This window comes from Klebsiella sp. Shm-1 (genome assembly GCF_040804525.1).
GTDB classification, from domain to species: domain Bacteria; phylum Pseudomonadota; class Gammaproteobacteria; order Enterobacterales; family Enterobacteriaceae; genus Klebsiella; species Klebsiella pneumoniae.
On sequence record NZ_CP161823.1, the window covers coordinates 2217989 to 2231988 of the forward strand.

Annotated in this window: 13 protein-coding genes, 2 tRNA genes and 3 pseudogenes; 6 read left to right on the plus strand and 12 right to left on the minus strand. The window is 56.3% G+C overall.

What is annotated here, in order from left to right; all coding sequences use genetic code 11:
* Positions 1 to 2: 2 nt before the first annotated feature.
* The 3 genes and pseudogenes from AB1E37_RS10775 to AB1E37_RS10785 form a co-directional block, all read right to left on the minus strand.
* Positions 3 to 1706, minus strand: coding sequence for an ABC transporter substrate-binding protein (locus AB1E37_RS10775; protein WP_032436490.1), 1704 nt, complete (start codon positions 1704 to 1706; stop codon positions 3 to 5).
* Between the two features lie 344 nt (positions 1707 to 2050).
* Positions 2051 to 2734 (minus strand): CatA-like O-acetyltransferase, family 1, encoded by a 684-nt coding sequence (locus AB1E37_RS10780; RefSeq protein WP_032436488.1) that lies wholly within the window; start codon positions 2732 to 2734, stop codon positions 2051 to 2053.
* A 31-nt stretch (positions 2735 to 2765) separates the two neighbouring features.
* A pseudogene (locus AB1E37_RS10785) lies at positions 2766 to 3147 on the minus strand (VOC family protein).
* A gap of 91 nt (positions 3148 to 3238) precedes the next feature.
* Here AB1E37_RS10785 and AB1E37_RS10790 point away from each other — a divergent pair.
* A complete protein-coding gene (locus tag AB1E37_RS10790) occupies positions 3239 to 4009 on the plus strand; it encodes a DeoR/GlpR family DNA-binding transcription regulator (protein ID WP_004180180.1) in 771 nt (256 codons plus the stop codon).
* Between the two features lie 4 nt (positions 4010 to 4013).
* Here the strand turns inward: AB1E37_RS10790 and AB1E37_RS10795 are convergent.
* A pseudogene (locus AB1E37_RS10795) lies at positions 4014 to 4644 on the minus strand (LysE family transporter).
* Between the two features lie 249 nt (positions 4645 to 4893).
* Here AB1E37_RS10795 and AB1E37_RS10800 point away from each other — a divergent pair.
* Positions 4894 to 5529 (plus strand): carbonic anhydrase, encoded by a 636-nt coding sequence (locus tag AB1E37_RS10800; RefSeq protein ID WP_002907811.1) that lies wholly within the window; start codon positions 4894 to 4896, stop codon positions 5527 to 5529.
* Between the two features lie 310 nt (positions 5530 to 5839).
* On the opposite strand, the gene AB1E37_RS10805 is transcribed toward AB1E37_RS10800, so the two are convergent.
* The 3 genes from AB1E37_RS10805 to AB1E37_RS10815 form a co-directional block, all read right to left on the minus strand.
* Positions 5840 to 6049: a YdgH/BhsA/McbA-like domain containing protein gene (locus AB1E37_RS10805; RefSeq protein WP_002907807.1), complete on the minus strand. Its 210-nt coding sequence runs from the start codon at positions 6047 to 6049 to the stop codon at positions 5840 to 5842.
* 84 nt (positions 6050 to 6133) lie between these two features.
* The gene (locus AB1E37_RS10810) at positions 6134 to 6850 is read right to left on the minus strand and encodes a hypothetical protein (protein ID WP_004898645.1); all 717 of its coding nucleotides are present in this window, start codon (positions 6848 to 6850) and stop codon (positions 6134 to 6136) included.
* A gap of 45 nt (positions 6851 to 6895) precedes the next feature.
* The gene (locus AB1E37_RS10815) at positions 6896 to 7330 is read right to left on the minus strand and encodes a winged helix-turn-helix domain-containing protein (RefSeq protein ID WP_004898643.1); all 435 of its coding nucleotides are present in this window, start codon (positions 7328 to 7330) and stop codon (positions 6896 to 6898) included.
* Between the two features lie 401 nt (positions 7331 to 7731).
* Between AB1E37_RS10815 and AB1E37_RS10820 the strand changes: the two genes are divergently transcribed.
* Entirely contained in the window at positions 7732 to 7881 is a 150-nt protein-coding gene (locus AB1E37_RS10820; protein ID WP_004210118.1) for a hypothetical protein, read from the plus strand.
* Positions 7882 to 7968: 87 nt separating this feature from the next.
* Here AB1E37_RS10820 and AB1E37_RS10825 read toward each other — a convergent pair whose 3' ends face one another.
* On the minus strand, positions 7969 to 8805 hold the full coding sequence (locus AB1E37_RS10825; protein ID WP_029884586.1) for an MBL fold metallo-hydrolase: 837 nt from the start codon (positions 8803 to 8805) through the stop codon (positions 7969 to 7971).
* Positions 8806 to 8812: 7 nt separating this feature from the next.
* Positions 8813 to 9327: pseudogene (locus AB1E37_RS10830) on the minus strand (hypothetical protein).
* Between the two features lie 156 nt (positions 9328 to 9483).
* On the opposite strand from AB1E37_RS10830, the gene AB1E37_RS10835 reads away from it, so the two are divergent.
* Complete coding sequence (locus AB1E37_RS10835) at positions 9484 to 10368, plus strand: LysR substrate-binding domain-containing protein (protein ID WP_004898640.1); 885 nt, start codon at positions 9484 to 9486, stop codon at positions 10366 to 10368.
* On the opposite strand, the gene AB1E37_RS10840 is transcribed toward AB1E37_RS10835, so the two are convergent.
* The gene (locus AB1E37_RS10840) at positions 10365 to 11291 is read right to left on the minus strand and encodes an AraC family transcriptional regulator (protein ID WP_004898638.1); all 927 of its coding nucleotides are present in this window, start codon (positions 11289 to 11291) and stop codon (positions 10365 to 10367) included. The two genes, AB1E37_RS10835 and AB1E37_RS10840, sit on opposite strands and share 4 nt — an antisense overlap.
* Positions 11292 to 11389: 98 nt before the next feature.
* Here AB1E37_RS10840 and AB1E37_RS10845 point away from each other — a divergent pair, with 98 nt between their 5' ends.
* Together AB1E37_RS10845 and AB1E37_RS10850 are read left to right on the plus strand one after the other, a co-directional pair.
* Complete coding sequence (locus AB1E37_RS10845; RefSeq protein ID WP_004898636.1) at positions 11390 to 12142, plus strand: SDR family oxidoreductase; 753 nt, start codon at positions 11390 to 11392, stop codon at positions 12140 to 12142.
* An 825-nt stretch (positions 12143 to 12967) separates the two neighbouring features.
* On the plus strand, positions 12968 to 13258 hold the full coding sequence (locus AB1E37_RS10850) for a hypothetical protein (protein WP_004898633.1): 291 nt from the start codon (positions 12968 to 12970) through the stop codon (positions 13256 to 13258).
* 584 nt (positions 13259 to 13842) lie between these two features.
* On the opposite strand, the gene AB1E37_RS10855 is transcribed toward AB1E37_RS10850, so the two are convergent.
* Positions 13843 to 13919: transfer RNA gene (locus AB1E37_RS10855), tRNA-Val, on the minus strand.
* A 4-nt stretch (positions 13920 to 13923) separates the two neighbouring features.
* Positions 13924 to 14000: transfer RNA gene (locus AB1E37_RS10860), tRNA-Val, on the minus strand.

Below are 14000 nucleotides of genomic sequence, written 5' to 3' on the forward strand. Positions count from 1 at the left end.
ATTTATTTGACGATTTTTACATCCGGCAGGCTGCCGGTCAGGCCGTTGTAGATATCCGGCTTAAAGCCGCTGACGCGGGCGCTGCTGGCGGAAAGGATCTCGCGATAGCCGAGCAGGATCACCGGCGGATCGTCGGCCAGCACTTTATACAGCTGGTGGTAGATCGGCTTGCGCTGTTCAATGTCGAGCACCGCGTTGCCGGCGTTAATCAGCTTATCGACTTCCGCGTTATGGTAGCCGGACTCTTTAGCTTCGCTGCTGTAGAAATCCCATACCCCGTCGTGCGGGTCGTTGAGGGTGCTGGTGCTGAACGAGGCCAAATCGTAATTTCCGGCTTTGCGTTGCGCCATCAGGGCGTTGAAATCCACCACCTGCGGCTTAAGCAGCACGCCGATCTGCCGCCAGTTCTCCTTGGCGATGGGGATCAGCGCATCGTTGAGTACCTTCTTGCTCACCAGCAGGGTCAGCTCCAGGCGCTGGCCGTCTTTGGCGCGGATACCGTCGGCGCCAGCTTTCCAGCCGGCCTCATCCAGCAGCTTTTTCGCCTGGGCCGGATCGTAAGGGTAAGGGTTGACGCCTTCAGCGTTAAAGGCCCAGGAGATCGGCGCGATCGGCTCGATGGCGACTTTGCCGTACCCCTGATAGACCACGTCGATCAGCTTCTGCCGATCCAGACCGTAAATCAGCGCCTGGCGCACCCGCTTATCCTGTAGCGCCGGGCGATGCACGTTGAATTCCACCTGGCTGTAGTCGCTGGAGCCGTAAAGATTAATATTGGCGAAGCCGAGCATCTTCAGTTGCTCAATATCGTCGGGGCGCGAGGTAAAGGCGTCGTAGTCGGTCTCCCCGGTCTGGAACAGCTGGAAGTTGGTGGACGGATTGGTCACGCGATAGATAAAGCGCGGCGTTGGCGGCGTCCCACGGTAAAAATGGCTATTGGCATGGAAGCGTATTTCCTGACCGGGAATATATTTGTCGTACACGTAAGGGCCGTTGCCCAGCGGCTTGCCGTGCAGTGAGCGCAGATAGTCGAGATTCCCCCGCTGATACCCTTTGCCGTACCAGGCTTTCGACAGTACAGGCCCGCCAATTTTGGCCAGCGTGGTGGCGCCTGGCTGCGTGGTGGTCACCTGCAGGGTGAGCGGGTCGATGACCTTCAGGCCGCTGACGCTGTCAGCCTTGCCGGCTTTGTAGTCCGCCCCGCCGGCGATATTGGCCAGGGTGATGTCGGTATCGCCATCATAGCTGGGGTCGAGCAGGACCGTCAGGGTAAAGGCGACATCTTCCGCCGTCAGCGGTGAGCCGTCGCTAAAGGTGAGACCAGGGCGCAATTTGATGGTATAGACTTTGTTATCCGGGCTGACCGTCCAGCTCTCCGCCAGTCCCGGGACCAGCTTGCCCTGGCTGTCCCAGTCGATCAGGCGTGAAAAAATGACGTTAGTCACGTTCTCATCCCAGCCGTTGACGAAAAAGTAGGGGTTAAAGATCCCCTGCGGCTCGGAGATCCCGGCCACCACCGTGTCTGTGCGCAGTTTGGCGCTGGCCGGGATCTGGCTGGCGTCAGTGGCCGGGGTGATACCTTCTTTCAGGAGACCCTCAGCAAAGACAGCAGAAGAAAATGCTACCACGCCGCCGAGCAGGGCCACTTTTAGCGCCAGGGCGAAGCGGGTTTGTCTGGTTTTTAATCCTTGTTGTAATCTGGACAAAAGTGCTACCTCATCAAATGATTGCGTGGTTATTTACAATTCATGACGAAAGATAAGAGGCGCACTTCGCCCTGTCTAACACTGAAACGCTATGATTTATAACTAATTATCCTTAGCAAAGGATCGGCAATATAATCCCATTTTATGGCTATGAAGCAGTGGTTTCCGCTGTCTGATGATGGTTGGTCAGCATGCTGTCTGCGACCCAGCTTTTCAATCGCGAGGTTCTGAACAGGCGTCACACCTGCGCGGTATTCGCCGGCTGAAAGGGAACGATGATAGTGGCCCCGTACCGACCACCATGCAGGGAGTAAGGCTCCCTGGCGGTCAGTTCCGGGCAGACGTTAACGCTCCTTCACCGCTGGGGGCAGCAGGGAGGGTGCGGTTTCGGTTAGCGGCAACCAGAGCCGCTCGGGGTCATTAAATCCCTCTTCGACAAGGGCATAAAAGCGGCTGGCGTGGAGACCATCGACGAAGGCATGGTTAAACCGCCCGGCCACCGGGATAACGCCATTCTGCAATTTTCCCCAGGTGAGCGCGGGGACCGCCGCGCCGACGGCATATTCCGCATGGGTCATCGAGGTGAAGTGGAGCCATGGCAGACAGCTGGCGCAGATAAAATGCTCGCCATCGACGATGAGCGGCGCCGGGGATGTCTCTCTTGCCGCGACAATCTTCGGCGTGGCCGCGGCGCTGAAGGCGGTGAACTCGGGGGCATTGTCGCACCACACCTGACGGAATCCCTCTCCGACGGTCATCACCGGCGTCATTACTGCCAGACTGTCATATTCAATCACCTCATCGTTCCGCACTCGCTGGCGTAGCTGCGGTACCCCGTTGGCCGCGCGCAGCAGGGCATAGAGCGCGAGCTGAAAAAACGAGACCCGACGGTCCTTCGCACATTCGTACAGACGCTGCGCCGCTATCGGCACGCAGAGATTAAAGCTGGGGTTGGCGAATTGGCGGTAAAAAGTGAAATGATCCCGGCGGGGCCAGGATGCGGTGTCGATAATCCGGTAATGTGCCATGGATGCCTCCTGAATACTGGCGTTCTGCTGACTATGCGACGATTTCGATCAGGTTGCCATCGGGATCGGCGATCACCGCCTCATAATAGCCGTCGCCGGTGGTGCGCGGCGGCGAAATCAGTATTCCGGCGGCCCCGGCGCGTTGGGCGATGGCATCGACCTGTTCCGCCCCGCCCACCGAGAGGGCCAGATGCGCCCAGCCGGTATGGTTGTTATCCGCGCTGGCCTGCTGCAGGCCAGGCTTGGTCATCAGCTCGATCACCACCTCGTCGTCGATAGTAACAAAATAGGAGGCAAAGCCGGGGTTGGTCTGGCTAAGGTATTTTTCATTGATGCTGGGCAAAGAAGTCCACCCAGAAGCGGGCCTGGACGTCGAGCTGTTGGGTCCACAGGGCGAAATGGGCAATTTTCATGGTAAACCTCCGGGCAGGAACGTTGACAACCAGAGCAGGGCAGACGATCATGCTTGCTACTGCTCGGTTTTGATCATTTAAGGATTGTGTTATGCTCGATTATGCTGCTTTCCCTCAACAGCGACAAGCGCTGATTTGCCAGATCCTGCAGGAAAACGGCAGAGTGGTGTGCGCGGAGCTGGCGGCGCGTCTTCAGGTGTCGGAGCATACCATCCGCCGCGATCTGCATGAGCTCAGCCGCGAGGGATTCTGTAAAAAGGTGTATGGCGGGGCGGTGCTGAGTCTGCCGGAAGCGGGGGATTACAGTCAGCGGAAAGATAAAAACCGCGCGATAAAGCTAAGGATCGCGCAACAGTGTGCCCGGCTGGTGAAGCCCGGCGGCACTATTTTCATTGATACCGGGACCACCAATCTGGCGATGGCCGAGGCGCTGCCCACCGAGCTGGCGCTGACGGTGGTAACGAACTCCCCGGAGATCGCCGCGGTACTGGTGAAAAAACCGCTGTATGACGTGGTGATCCTTGGCGGCCAGGTACAGCGCGCGAGCGGCGGTTGCGTCGGCGCCGCGGCGGTGGCTCAGGTGCAGGGCATGTTATTCGACCAGGGGTTTATCGGCGGCTGCGCGATGGCGCCAGAGTCGGGCCTGACCGGCTTTGACTATGCCGACTGCGAGTTCAAGAAAGCGGTCATTAAACAGTGCAGCGAGATTATTGTTGGTCTGACTTCGGATAAAATTCCGGCAGCAGCGCGGTTTGTGGTGGCCGCCAGCAGCGATATCGATGTGCTGGTGGTGGAAGAGAATATCAGTCGCGAATATCGCGTTGCCTTTCAGCAGCACGATATTCGCATCTATACCGTGTAACCCGCTAGCGGGTGAGGGAGGTGGCGATAAGCCGCAGGCCCAGCGCCCCCAGCACCGTCGCGGTGGCGATGTCGATCCGCCGCTTCAGCCGCAGGTAGACGCGCCGCGGGCGGTCGGCAGACAGCACCAGCGCCACCAGCGAATACCAGCTGACGTCGATCAGAAAGCTCATCAGCGGCACGATGTAATAGAAGGCGGTGGGGATCTGCGCCGGCAGCAGGGCGGTAAAAATTGAGGCGAACACCAGCGCCGTTTTGGGATTGCTGAGCTGAGTATACAGCCCGTCGCGGAAGGTCTTCAGCAAAGAGCGGTTGCCGGCCATCCCGCTGGCGGAAAAGTCCATCGGCTGCGCCGACCCGCGAAAAATTTTATAGCCCAGCCACAGCAGATAGAGCCCGCCCGCCACCTTCAAACCAATAAACAGCTCCGGCACCGCGGTGAGTACCTTCTGCAGGCCCAGCATCGCCATAATGGAGAAAATGGCCGCACCGGCGCCGGTACCGAGGGCGGTCACCATACCGTGCAGACGCGAGCGAGCGACGGCATTGCGCGCGACAAAAAATAAAGCTTGGGCCGGGACTGATCACGCCCATGATCAGCACCGCGGCAATGGCCATCAGGCTGGAGAGGAACATAGCGACTCCTGTTATGTCCGCCGCAGGCAGGCGGTCGGTAACGTGTGGACGGTTGGAGCAGACAGAGTAGCAAACTGGTTCAGGAAAGCACGTCAAAAAGGTGTGTATTAGACGGGGAGAAGCAGGCGTTGGCGGCGCGCGTTTTCTGCGCAACTGTTTGAATAACGATTCCCATTCTTGTCATCGATGGTAAACTGAATAACTGTGATCTTTGTCATACCGTAATAACTACAGAGAAGAGACACTGCTATGCAACATATCATTGAGGGCTTCCTCAACTTTCAGAAAGAGATCTTCCCACAGCGTAAAGAACTCTTCCGCAGCCTGGCCTCCAGCCAGAATCCCAAAGCGCTTTTCATCTCCTGTTCTGACAGCCGTCTGGTGCCGGAACTGGTTACCCAGCAGGAGCCGGGACAGCTCTTTGTCATTCGTAATGCCGGGAATATCGTGCCGTCTTTCGGGCCGGAGCCGGGCGGCGTTTCCGCGACCATCGAATATGCCGTGGTTGCGCTGGGCGTGACGGATATCGTGATCTGCGGCCATTCCAACTGCGGCGCGATGAAAGCGATCGCCACCTGTCAGTGCCTTGAGCCGATGCCGGCGGTGTCTCACTGGCTACGCTATGCCGATGCCGCGAAAGCGGTGGTGGAAAAGAAAACCTGGGCTAGCGAAACCGATAAGGTCAACGGCATGGTGCAGGAAAACGTCATCGCCCAACTGAATAACATCAAGACCCATCCTTCGGTGGCGGTTGGTCTGCGCGACCATACCCTGCGCCTGCATGGCTGGTTCTACGACATCGAAACCGGCGATATTCAGGCGCTGGATAAAAACACGAAATCCTTTGTTTCGCTGTCGGAAAATCCGGACGTCTTTTTCGAATAAAGTCTTTCCAGGGCACGGAGGCCCTACAAACTCTCACCACGCCACGCAAATTTTGCCAAAATGGGCGCCGCTTTGCAGACAGCGGAAGGCCTCCGACTGATTCGCGGCGACAGACCACTCCGCTTTACGCCGACAAGCCGCAGATAATCCAGCCAATCGGGTATTTATTGTTATCAGGCTTTTTTGTGCTGAGAGTCAGTATTGTCCGGGATCCGGCGAATGCCGCATGGACCTGCCGGGAAAGGTCAGGAAGGGGAAAAACTAAAGCGCCGTCCAGGCGGCGCTTTAGGAAACGTTCAGGGGCAAGGGTTTATTTGCTCAGTTCAGCCGTCATATGAACACGGTTGTTAAACTGGGCGCTGGTAATTTTATAGGATGCACCCTGTTCTGCGGCCTGGGCGGCAATTTTAGCTTCCGCGCGGTCCAGCGTGGAGGCAGTGGCGCTGACGCTCTGAGCAAAGCTGGCAGCAGAGAACAGAGACAGCGCAGCAACAGCAACGAAAGTTTTGATGAATTTCATGGTCGTATTCCTTAATTTGGTGTCTGATAAAGGGCCTGTTGCCCTGATGTGATAAAGAATACGCTTGATTGCTGGAGCCTAAAATCAAAACAATTTGCGAAACTCTTTCAAATAATATGAATGATTTTCCGCCAGCCTCGAGGCTACGCGCGGCGGCAGGGTTGCATTAGCTGCTGTGGTCAGGCATCGGAGGTCGGCAGACAGGCGACTAAAAGAGAGCCTGTCGGTCATGAAATGATGAAAATGGCTATGACTGACCAGGCGGAAATTCACTTTAATCCTTTCCAGGCCGTTATAGACCCGCTTGCGATTAATCCCCAGCGTAGCGGCCATTTGATGAACCGACTGACCCTTCATGGTGGCATCAATCATCCGCATCTCCAGGCGGTTGAGCGGGGCTCGTTGACGGAAAGAAACGCTCTGACGTTGGTGACGCGGCACGAGTGGCCAGCGGCGCTCGGCCAGGCAGCGCAGAAGGCGGCTCACTTCACGTACCGCTTCGCGCTGACTGACCCACAGTAGGGTATCCGCGAAAAAGGGGCGTCCGCGCCTTACGTTGCCGGCTGACGTAAAGCCAATGACCAGGCCCTGAAAGTGCTGAGCGATTTCAGCGGCAGCCAGGTAATCATGATAGTTTTCCAGTGACAAAATAATCACATCCAGCCCGGACAGTTCTGGAAGATGGCTGAGGGGCAGGGAGTGAATAACCTTTAATTCGGGCGCTGTTTTCTGAATATCCCGAAAACACTGGGCGATACCGATATTAAAATAAATATTATTGCTGTGAATTAAAATATTCAACGAATAAACCCTGTTGCTGGCGATGTAAACGGCGCGGGGAGGGGATTAGCTGCGTACCAGAAGCTTATTCATATCAGCAGGCGAAGTGTTTATATAATTCATCATCCCCGGCGGTTTGTATGAATAAATTTCGGCTACGTAAACGTTACTAATATAATACCCCGCGCACTTAACGCGGATGATTAACGCGCTCTCCACGCCAGCCTGGTGTAAGCGAGACTTTAAGCTCTGAATAACCTGCCATAGGCGCTGCGCGGAAGGGCGGAGATTATTTTTTTCCCAAACGTTAATCATTAACTCTTCATCGCTGACCAGACGTTCTCTGCCGTGCGCCAGCAGGTACTCCAGTAAACAGGCCATGGTGCTGCGTAGCTGGACTTGCGTCCGTGTCCCGCGCAGCGTGATAATTTCCCGATGATGCAGGCAGTAGAAAATATTATCCGCTAACTTATAGCCAAGTAGTTTATAGCCTTTAGTCATCCACCACTCCCTGACAAATCCTCTTCTTGCCGGTGCAGAGTACCTGCCCGCTGCTGACTGACCAAGTGAATTTTATCAGTTAGAATAATCAAAACAAATAACCACACAGCCATACATAACTAGAATAAAAATCTGATAATATCGCTTGATTGTGTTGTATTATGCGGTATAGGAAAAGTCTTAATCAGGCGACTGGCGAAGGTAAGCGCTTGAAAATATAGGTGGCATCGAAAAATAAATGCACTTAAATTGATTTGGATCAATTTAAGCTATTTCAGAGGGCGATGACCATTTACATTCTAAAACAAAGATTGAAATAACTTCCGTTACGCGGTGATACGCTAATTCTGAACTTGTGGAACTACCCAGGGAATGGTTCATTACTTTTCAGGAGCGTTTTTATGGTCATTACAACTCGTAAGCCTCTGTGCAACAAACGCTGGTCGGCCAGCCCGGCCTCCCAGGATCTTCAGTTGACTCAGCTACGTCACCCGTGGGTCGCCACCAAAGCCAGCTGCAAAAGTAAAAAAGGCTGGAAGAGCCGCGGTTAACGGCTCGTCCACTTTCCCGGACAAAACGCCCCGGTCGTGCTCATGCCACGACCGGGGTTTTACTGTGGTCATTGTTCTGCTCAACGATCACACCGAGCGCAGACAATAGCCTGAAGCGGTGTTCTCCACTCTGGCGAATCCCGGCAGGCCAAGATGCATACCGGCAATCAACCACCGTTCGCTGGCGGCCTGGTGCAGCAGGATCTCCCTGGTACGCCGGGCCTGTTCAGGATCGACGTCGAAGGCGACCGAGGCTTCTGGCCGCGCAGACTGAATGGACGGGAAATGGACGATATCCCCCCAGATCAGCAGCGAGGTATCGCCCGCTTCGAGACGATACCCGGTATGCCCGGGCGTATGGCCGGGCAGAGGGCACGGGCGGATCCCGGCGATCACCTCCTCATCATCAACCCCGCTGATATGCGCCGCGCAGTTCGCCAGTACACGGCGAACAAGCAGCACGTTGCGCCGGCCGCGATCGCTGGCGTTGTCGAACGTGGATGTTGCCAGCCAGTAAGCGCTTTCCCGCGTAGGCAGGAACACCGTGGCGTTGGGATACGCTGGCGTACCAGCGGCGGACAGCAGGCCGCCGATATGGTCCGGATGGGCGTGGGTGAGAAGGATGGCGTCGATCTCCTCGGGACCAACGCCGAGCCGCGCCAGATTGGCGATAAGTTCGCCGCCAACGCCATTGGCTCCGCCGGTGCCGGTATCCACCAGCACCGTATTCCCGCGACCGCGGATCAGATAGGCGCCAATCGCAATGGTCTCTGGTGAGGCTAATCCTGAATGCCGCTGCAGATGTTCTGCCTCCTCCCGTGAGATACCCGAGAGTAAGGACAGCGGCGCTGACATCAGACCATCACTCACGGCAGTCACCGTCAGGTCGCCAGCGGTCAACGTATAAAAGGGAGCAGGTGACATGGCGACCTCACGCGCGCTGCGCCGGGTTGCGTAACCGGGCGGTGATGGGCTGATAGATAAAGACGGCGGCAGTCGTGGCCAGGTGATGCAGGTTGTCTCGTGAGACGATGGCGGCATACCGGCTTTGTTCGGTCGCCAGGCCGCCTGGCTGCAGGAGTATCGGCGCAGCGACGGGCAAGTCCTCCGCGGTATCGCCCAGCAGCAGCACTTCATCCGGGGCAACCTCCCGCAGCGTATTATTCGTTAGATAGAGATGGCGATGCCAGTCGGCGATCGCCGATTGCCAGCGGGCAAAATGCCGCCGCCGTTGCGGCGGTAGGCATCGCTGTCGATGACGGTAGCATCGTGGATATCGTGCAGCGCCAGGTAGCAGGGGCAGCCCTCGCTAAGAGCGCGGAAGCGCTGGGAGGCGTAGAAACCGGGCACAGAGACCAGCGCCGGTAGTTTTTCCTGATTGTAAAAGGTATTCCACGCCGCTTCGCTTTGGGGATCGGTGTAGGCGCATTCGACGACATAGAGCATAGTGACCTCGATGAACAGATGATGTGGCGCACAAGGCGCTTTAGTGAGTTTTCATCATCCTATCGGCTAAAAATGGCGCTGAAAAACGATGTTAATTCAAGGCGTAGTGATATTCTGTCACTGACTTTCGGTGAGCCTGCACAAGGAGCATTGGCTATGCGTCGTAAAATCCCCAGCAGCGCTGCGCTACTGGCTTTTGAGGCCGCGGCTCGTCACGGCAACTTTGCCCGCGCGGCGGCGGAGCTCGCGTTAACGGAAGGGGCCATCAGCCGGCAGATTGCCCGTCTGGAAGCGCTCCTCGACAGTAAACTCTTCGACAGGACGGGGAGCCGGGTGCGGCTCAATCCGGCAGGCGCCCGCTACGCTCGTCAGGTCCGCGAGATCCTCGCTCGTCTGGAACGGGACACCCATGACGTCAGCGGGATGCCCGTCGATGGCCGCAGTCTGGAGATCGCCGTGCTCCCCACCTTCGCCAGCCGCTGGTTAATTCCCCGGCTCGGGCGCTTTGCGGCGCAGCATCCGCATATCGTGGTCAATATCGCCGCCCGCAGCGATCCCTTCATTCTGCCGGGAAGCGGATTTGATGCCGCTATCCATTTTGAACACCCGGCGTGGACCGGAATGGAGGTGACGTTTTTATTTGCGGAGTATTTGCTGCCGGTCTGCCATGCTGCGCTGCTGACAGATGACGATCTTCCGGGGCTGCTTAACCGGCTAACGCGCATTCACCGGCGGCAAAACCCGGATGCCTGGCTGCACTATGCCCGCGAGTGCGGTCTGGCGCTGGATAACCCCGCTCAGGGACCGCGCTACGATCTGCATGAGATGGCGATCGCCGCGGTACTTAGCCAGCAGGGTGTGGCCCTGGTGCCGAAGATGTATGTGGAAAGCGAGCTGAGCGCCGGAATGCTGGTTGCCCCGTGGCCGGGCTCCCCGACGCTGGCTAAGCGCTTCTGCTTGATCAAACCCGGCGGCGGGGAGGGGGAGCCAGCGCTGCAGATGTTTGAGCGCTGGCTGCAGACGGAGATTGCGGCAGGTTAAGTCAGAGCTGGCCGGGAGACATTTAGCGCCGCCCGCTGGCGGGCATATTTGCCCGGCGATATCCCGGTATAACGGGTAAAAGCTACGCTGAACGCGCTGGCCGAGCCATAGCCGATGCGCTCGGCGATATCCGCAATGCTGATGCCCGTCTCGCTCAGCCACTGCATGGCCAGGGTCATTCGCCAGCCTAACAGATAGCCCATCGGGGTCATCCCGGTCAGGTCGGTAAAGCGTTCAAATAACGTCGAGCGAGACAGCGCGCAGTCGGCGGCCAGGGCGTTGACCGTCCAGCGTCTGGCGGGGGCCTGATGCAGCAGACGGATTGCCTGGGCGACCCGCGGGTCGCTCAGCCCGCGCATCAGACCGGGGGTCGCGAGCGTGCCGGAGGAACGGATGGCCTCGATAAAAAGCAGCTCAACCATTCGCGCCAGAACGAAAGATTTGCCCGCGCGATCCGCCTGCGCTTCCTCTTTCAGCAGCCCGACAAAGATGGCCAGCCGCGGTTGATTGCGGACCACCACAAAGGCTGGCAACAGCGAGGCCAGCAGGCTGGCGTTCGTTGAACCGGAAGCGCAGTGGCCAATCAGCGCCTGCATCTGCGCAGGCTTGTCGAGGGCGCCCAGACGAAAGTGTCCCTCCGCCAGTTGCACCGGGATGGTTTCCAGCGCCGGTGAAGGAGGCGGGGTCAGGCTGGTTAGCGAGAAGCGGTACGCCGCCGGGATCAGAATAAAATCCCCGGCGCGCAGGATCTGCGGCTCATGCTGGTCAATTTCCAGCCGACAGCCGCCTTCCAGCACGACGCCATAAAATGACAACCCCTGATCCGAGCGCCGGACTCGCCAGTCTCCCGCCCCCTCGATGGTTTTGGTCAGCACCGCTCTGAGATTTAACATCGCGATGACCTCCGCCAGCGGATCGCTCATTTCCGGACTCCTGCTAAAGAATGATGGATTATTGACCCTATATCGTCCGGCACGGCCTGTCTATGATGAAAAGGAAGAAGCCATTCGGAGACAGAGATATGCAAACGATAATGATCACCGGCTGTTCATCGGGTTTTGGCCTGGAGACGGCGCGTTATTTTCTCGAGCAAGGCTGGAAGGTTATTGCCACGATGCGCGCTCCGCAGGAAGGTGTGTTACCCGCCAGCGACCGCCTGCGGCTGGTACGTCTTGACGTCACTTCGGCGCAGAGTATCGCAGAGGCCATTGCCGAGGCTGGAGAGATTGATGTGCTGGTTAACAACGCCGGGGTGGGGATGCTTAATGCCCTCGAGGGCGCCCCGCGCGAGGCGATAGCCAACCTGTTTGCCACCAATACCCTGGGAACGATTGCCATGACCCAGGCGGTGATCCCCCGGTTCAGAGCGCGCCGAAGCGGGACCATCGTTAATATTACCTCGGCGGTCACCCTGCAACCGATGCCCCTGCTGGCTGTCTACACCGCGAGTAAGGCGGCGGTGAATGCCTTCACAGAGTCGCTGGCGCTGGAGCTCCGTGCTTTTAATATTCGCGTCGGGCTGATCCTCCCGGGACGCGCCCCGCAGACCCGGTTCGGGGAAAACGCCCGCCGGACGATGGGGCAGCTCCCGGAGAGCTATGCGGCGCTCGGCCAGCAGATCTTCGACAGCATGCAGGATAACGCCAGCGTGACGCAGGCGACGGATGTCGCTCAGGCCGTCTGGCGAATGGTGCATGATGCTGATGCCCCTTCGCGGCTGCCGGCAGGGGAAGACGCCCTGGCGATGGCGCAGGCCAGTCATCGCCTTGTCTGAAGGCAATATGCGGGACTTGTCTGTCAGACGGTGGGTGCGCAAGCTGCCGCTGCGCTTTATGGTCGGGGAATATTATCCCTGTCAGGATCGCCTGGATAATATGAGCTGTTATACGATATAACGGTCGGGGGGATTTACTGATATAAATCAGGACAGCAATGTATTTCATGGTGCGTTTTCGCAGCTTATTCTGGATGTGTGCGATCCGTCCGCAATATTATTAGATGATCAATGGCTCAGGTCATTTATATGTAAATTCTCAATGTAATTCGGGCGTTAATCTTAAAAAGTTAGTCTGGCCCGGTCGGGGCTGGACTTTCTTTATTTTACTGTGGCATGGTTTCCTCCCGGTTGTACCGCGCGCTCGCTTTTTTACACCAGGGAATAGTTTTCAGTATGGAATATTGTTGTTACGAAGCCACCGCTTCCGCCTGCGTCCAGACGGCCTCCATCTCTCGTCTTACAAAATATTGTCAGTTTATTTGTTTTATTCTGCTTATCGTCTTTGTCAGTATTACGCAGTTACTCCCGATCTGAACCGAGATGCCACTGAATTAAAACTGGACTTACTCCGGCAGGATGTGGATACGAACGGGATTTCCTTGTGCATGTATTGCTGAGCGACTGTTATTCCGGGCGTTAAATAAAAGATCACCGTTCTGCCTTACCCAGTGCGCTTTGGGGTCCTGTAGGGAGACAGCGACGGGCGGTAGCGTTCGCGAAAGCAGGCGGGTGCGATAGCGCGGCCAGTGGGTGGGATGGCGAAGGGTAACGAATGGAGGACGTAATGATGAATTTTAACGCCAGAATAGATGGAGTGAAGCGATGAGGAACAGGCTGATAAACGATGCAACCAGTTTGGTAAAGCAACCGCTGGGGCAGTCACGCTACCGGATGGTTGTTCACCGGGGGGCGCAATATCGACAGCCTGCTGAATCAGCAACAGTTAACCCATATGGCGGCAGGACCGAAGCCGCAGCACCTGACGCGGGGCGGGATGAGGAAGAGGGGAACGCCTCAAGAGGAGTGTCCGCATTTTTGCAGGAAGTCTTGCCGGATTATTATTATCCGTTGGAGCTGAAACATCCAGAGCAATATACACGTCCCGATATCTGAAGCGCAGAAATCCGGTACTGCATGATAAACTGCAAAATCTGCGAGATCTGGATCTTCTGTATTTTCTTGTTGAGGATATTGTAAAACCTTTCGAAACAGCGCGTATGGTCGGTGATAAGAATCCAGCAGAATTTAACAATATATGTGAATATTTCTTTGGTGGATTATGAATATAAAACGAACATTACTCATCCTGCTTTCCCGTGTTATCAGAGGGGCTGGGATGGGATTAGGTGCTTCAGGTATCGCGCTGGCTGGCTGGTTCTTTTTTTTTTTTTCTCAGTAAATGAATATAAATTTCTCTGGGGTTTACTTCAGTTGTGGAATTCCTGGTGGGGTATCTGATATATCGATTTGCATATGCATATATTTATGATGAATGGAATGATTATCATTAAGACATTAAACGGCGTGGTCTGTTGATCGATTTTTGATGCTCAGTAAAAGGGTTGGCTTCCTTAGCACTCATGTGGACTAGTATGGACTATGCAAGGAAAACGCTTTGCCAATACACAACATTTTAAGTCAGCAATACCAACGGGGAGCAGGTGATAAAATTCAGGAATTACACAAAGAAAAATGATTGGTGCGTCTGAATGGACTCGAACCATCGACCCCCACCATGTCAAGGTGGTGCTCTAACCAACTGAGCTACAGACGCATTATGGTGCGTTTAATTGGACTCGAACCAACGACCCCCACCATGTCAAGGTGGTGCTCTAACCAACTGAGCTATAAACGC

Excerpts from the sequence above, each read along its gene's own strand:
- AB1E37_RS10790 (WP_004180180.1), top strand. The coding sequence starts at position 3,239 with ATGCTCGATTATGCTGCTTTCCCTCAACAGCGACAAGCGCTGATTTGC.
- AB1E37_RS10805 (WP_002907807.1), bottom strand. The coding sequence starts at position 6,049 with ATGAAATTCATCAAAACTTTCGTTGCTGTTGCTGCGCTGTCTCTGTTC.
- AB1E37_RS10780 (WP_032436488.1), bottom strand. The coding sequence starts at position 2,734 with ATGGCACATTACCGGATTATCGACACCGCATCCTGGCCCCGCCGGGAT.
- AB1E37_RS10825 (WP_029884586.1), bottom strand. The coding sequence starts at position 8,805 with ATGTCACCTGCTCCCTTTTATACGTTGACCGCTGGCGACCTGACGGTG.
- AB1E37_RS10820 (WP_004210118.1), top strand. The coding sequence starts at position 7,732 with ATGGTCATTACAACTCGTAAGCCTCTGTGCAACAAACGCTGGTCGGCC.
- AB1E37_RS10850 (WP_004898633.1), top strand. The coding sequence starts at position 12,968 with ATGAGGAACAGGCTGATAAACGATGCAACCAGTTTGGTAAAGCAACCG.
- AB1E37_RS10835 (WP_004898640.1), top strand. The coding sequence starts at position 9,484 with ATGCGTCGTAAAATCCCCAGCAGCGCTGCGCTACTGGCTTTTGAGGCC.
- AB1E37_RS10840 (WP_004898638.1), bottom strand. The coding sequence starts at position 11,291 with ATGAGCGATCCGCTGGCGGAGGTCATCGCGATGTTAAATCTCAGAGCG.
- AB1E37_RS10800 (WP_002907811.1), top strand. The coding sequence starts at position 4,894 with ATGCAACATATCATTGAGGGCTTCCTCAACTTTCAGAAAGAGATCTTC.
- AB1E37_RS10845 (WP_004898636.1), top strand. The coding sequence starts at position 11,390 with ATGCAAACGATAATGATCACCGGCTGTTCATCGGGTTTTGGCCTGGAG.
- AB1E37_RS10815 (WP_004898643.1), bottom strand. The coding sequence starts at position 7,330 with ATGACTAAAGGCTATAAACTACTTGGCTATAAGTTAGCGGATAATATT.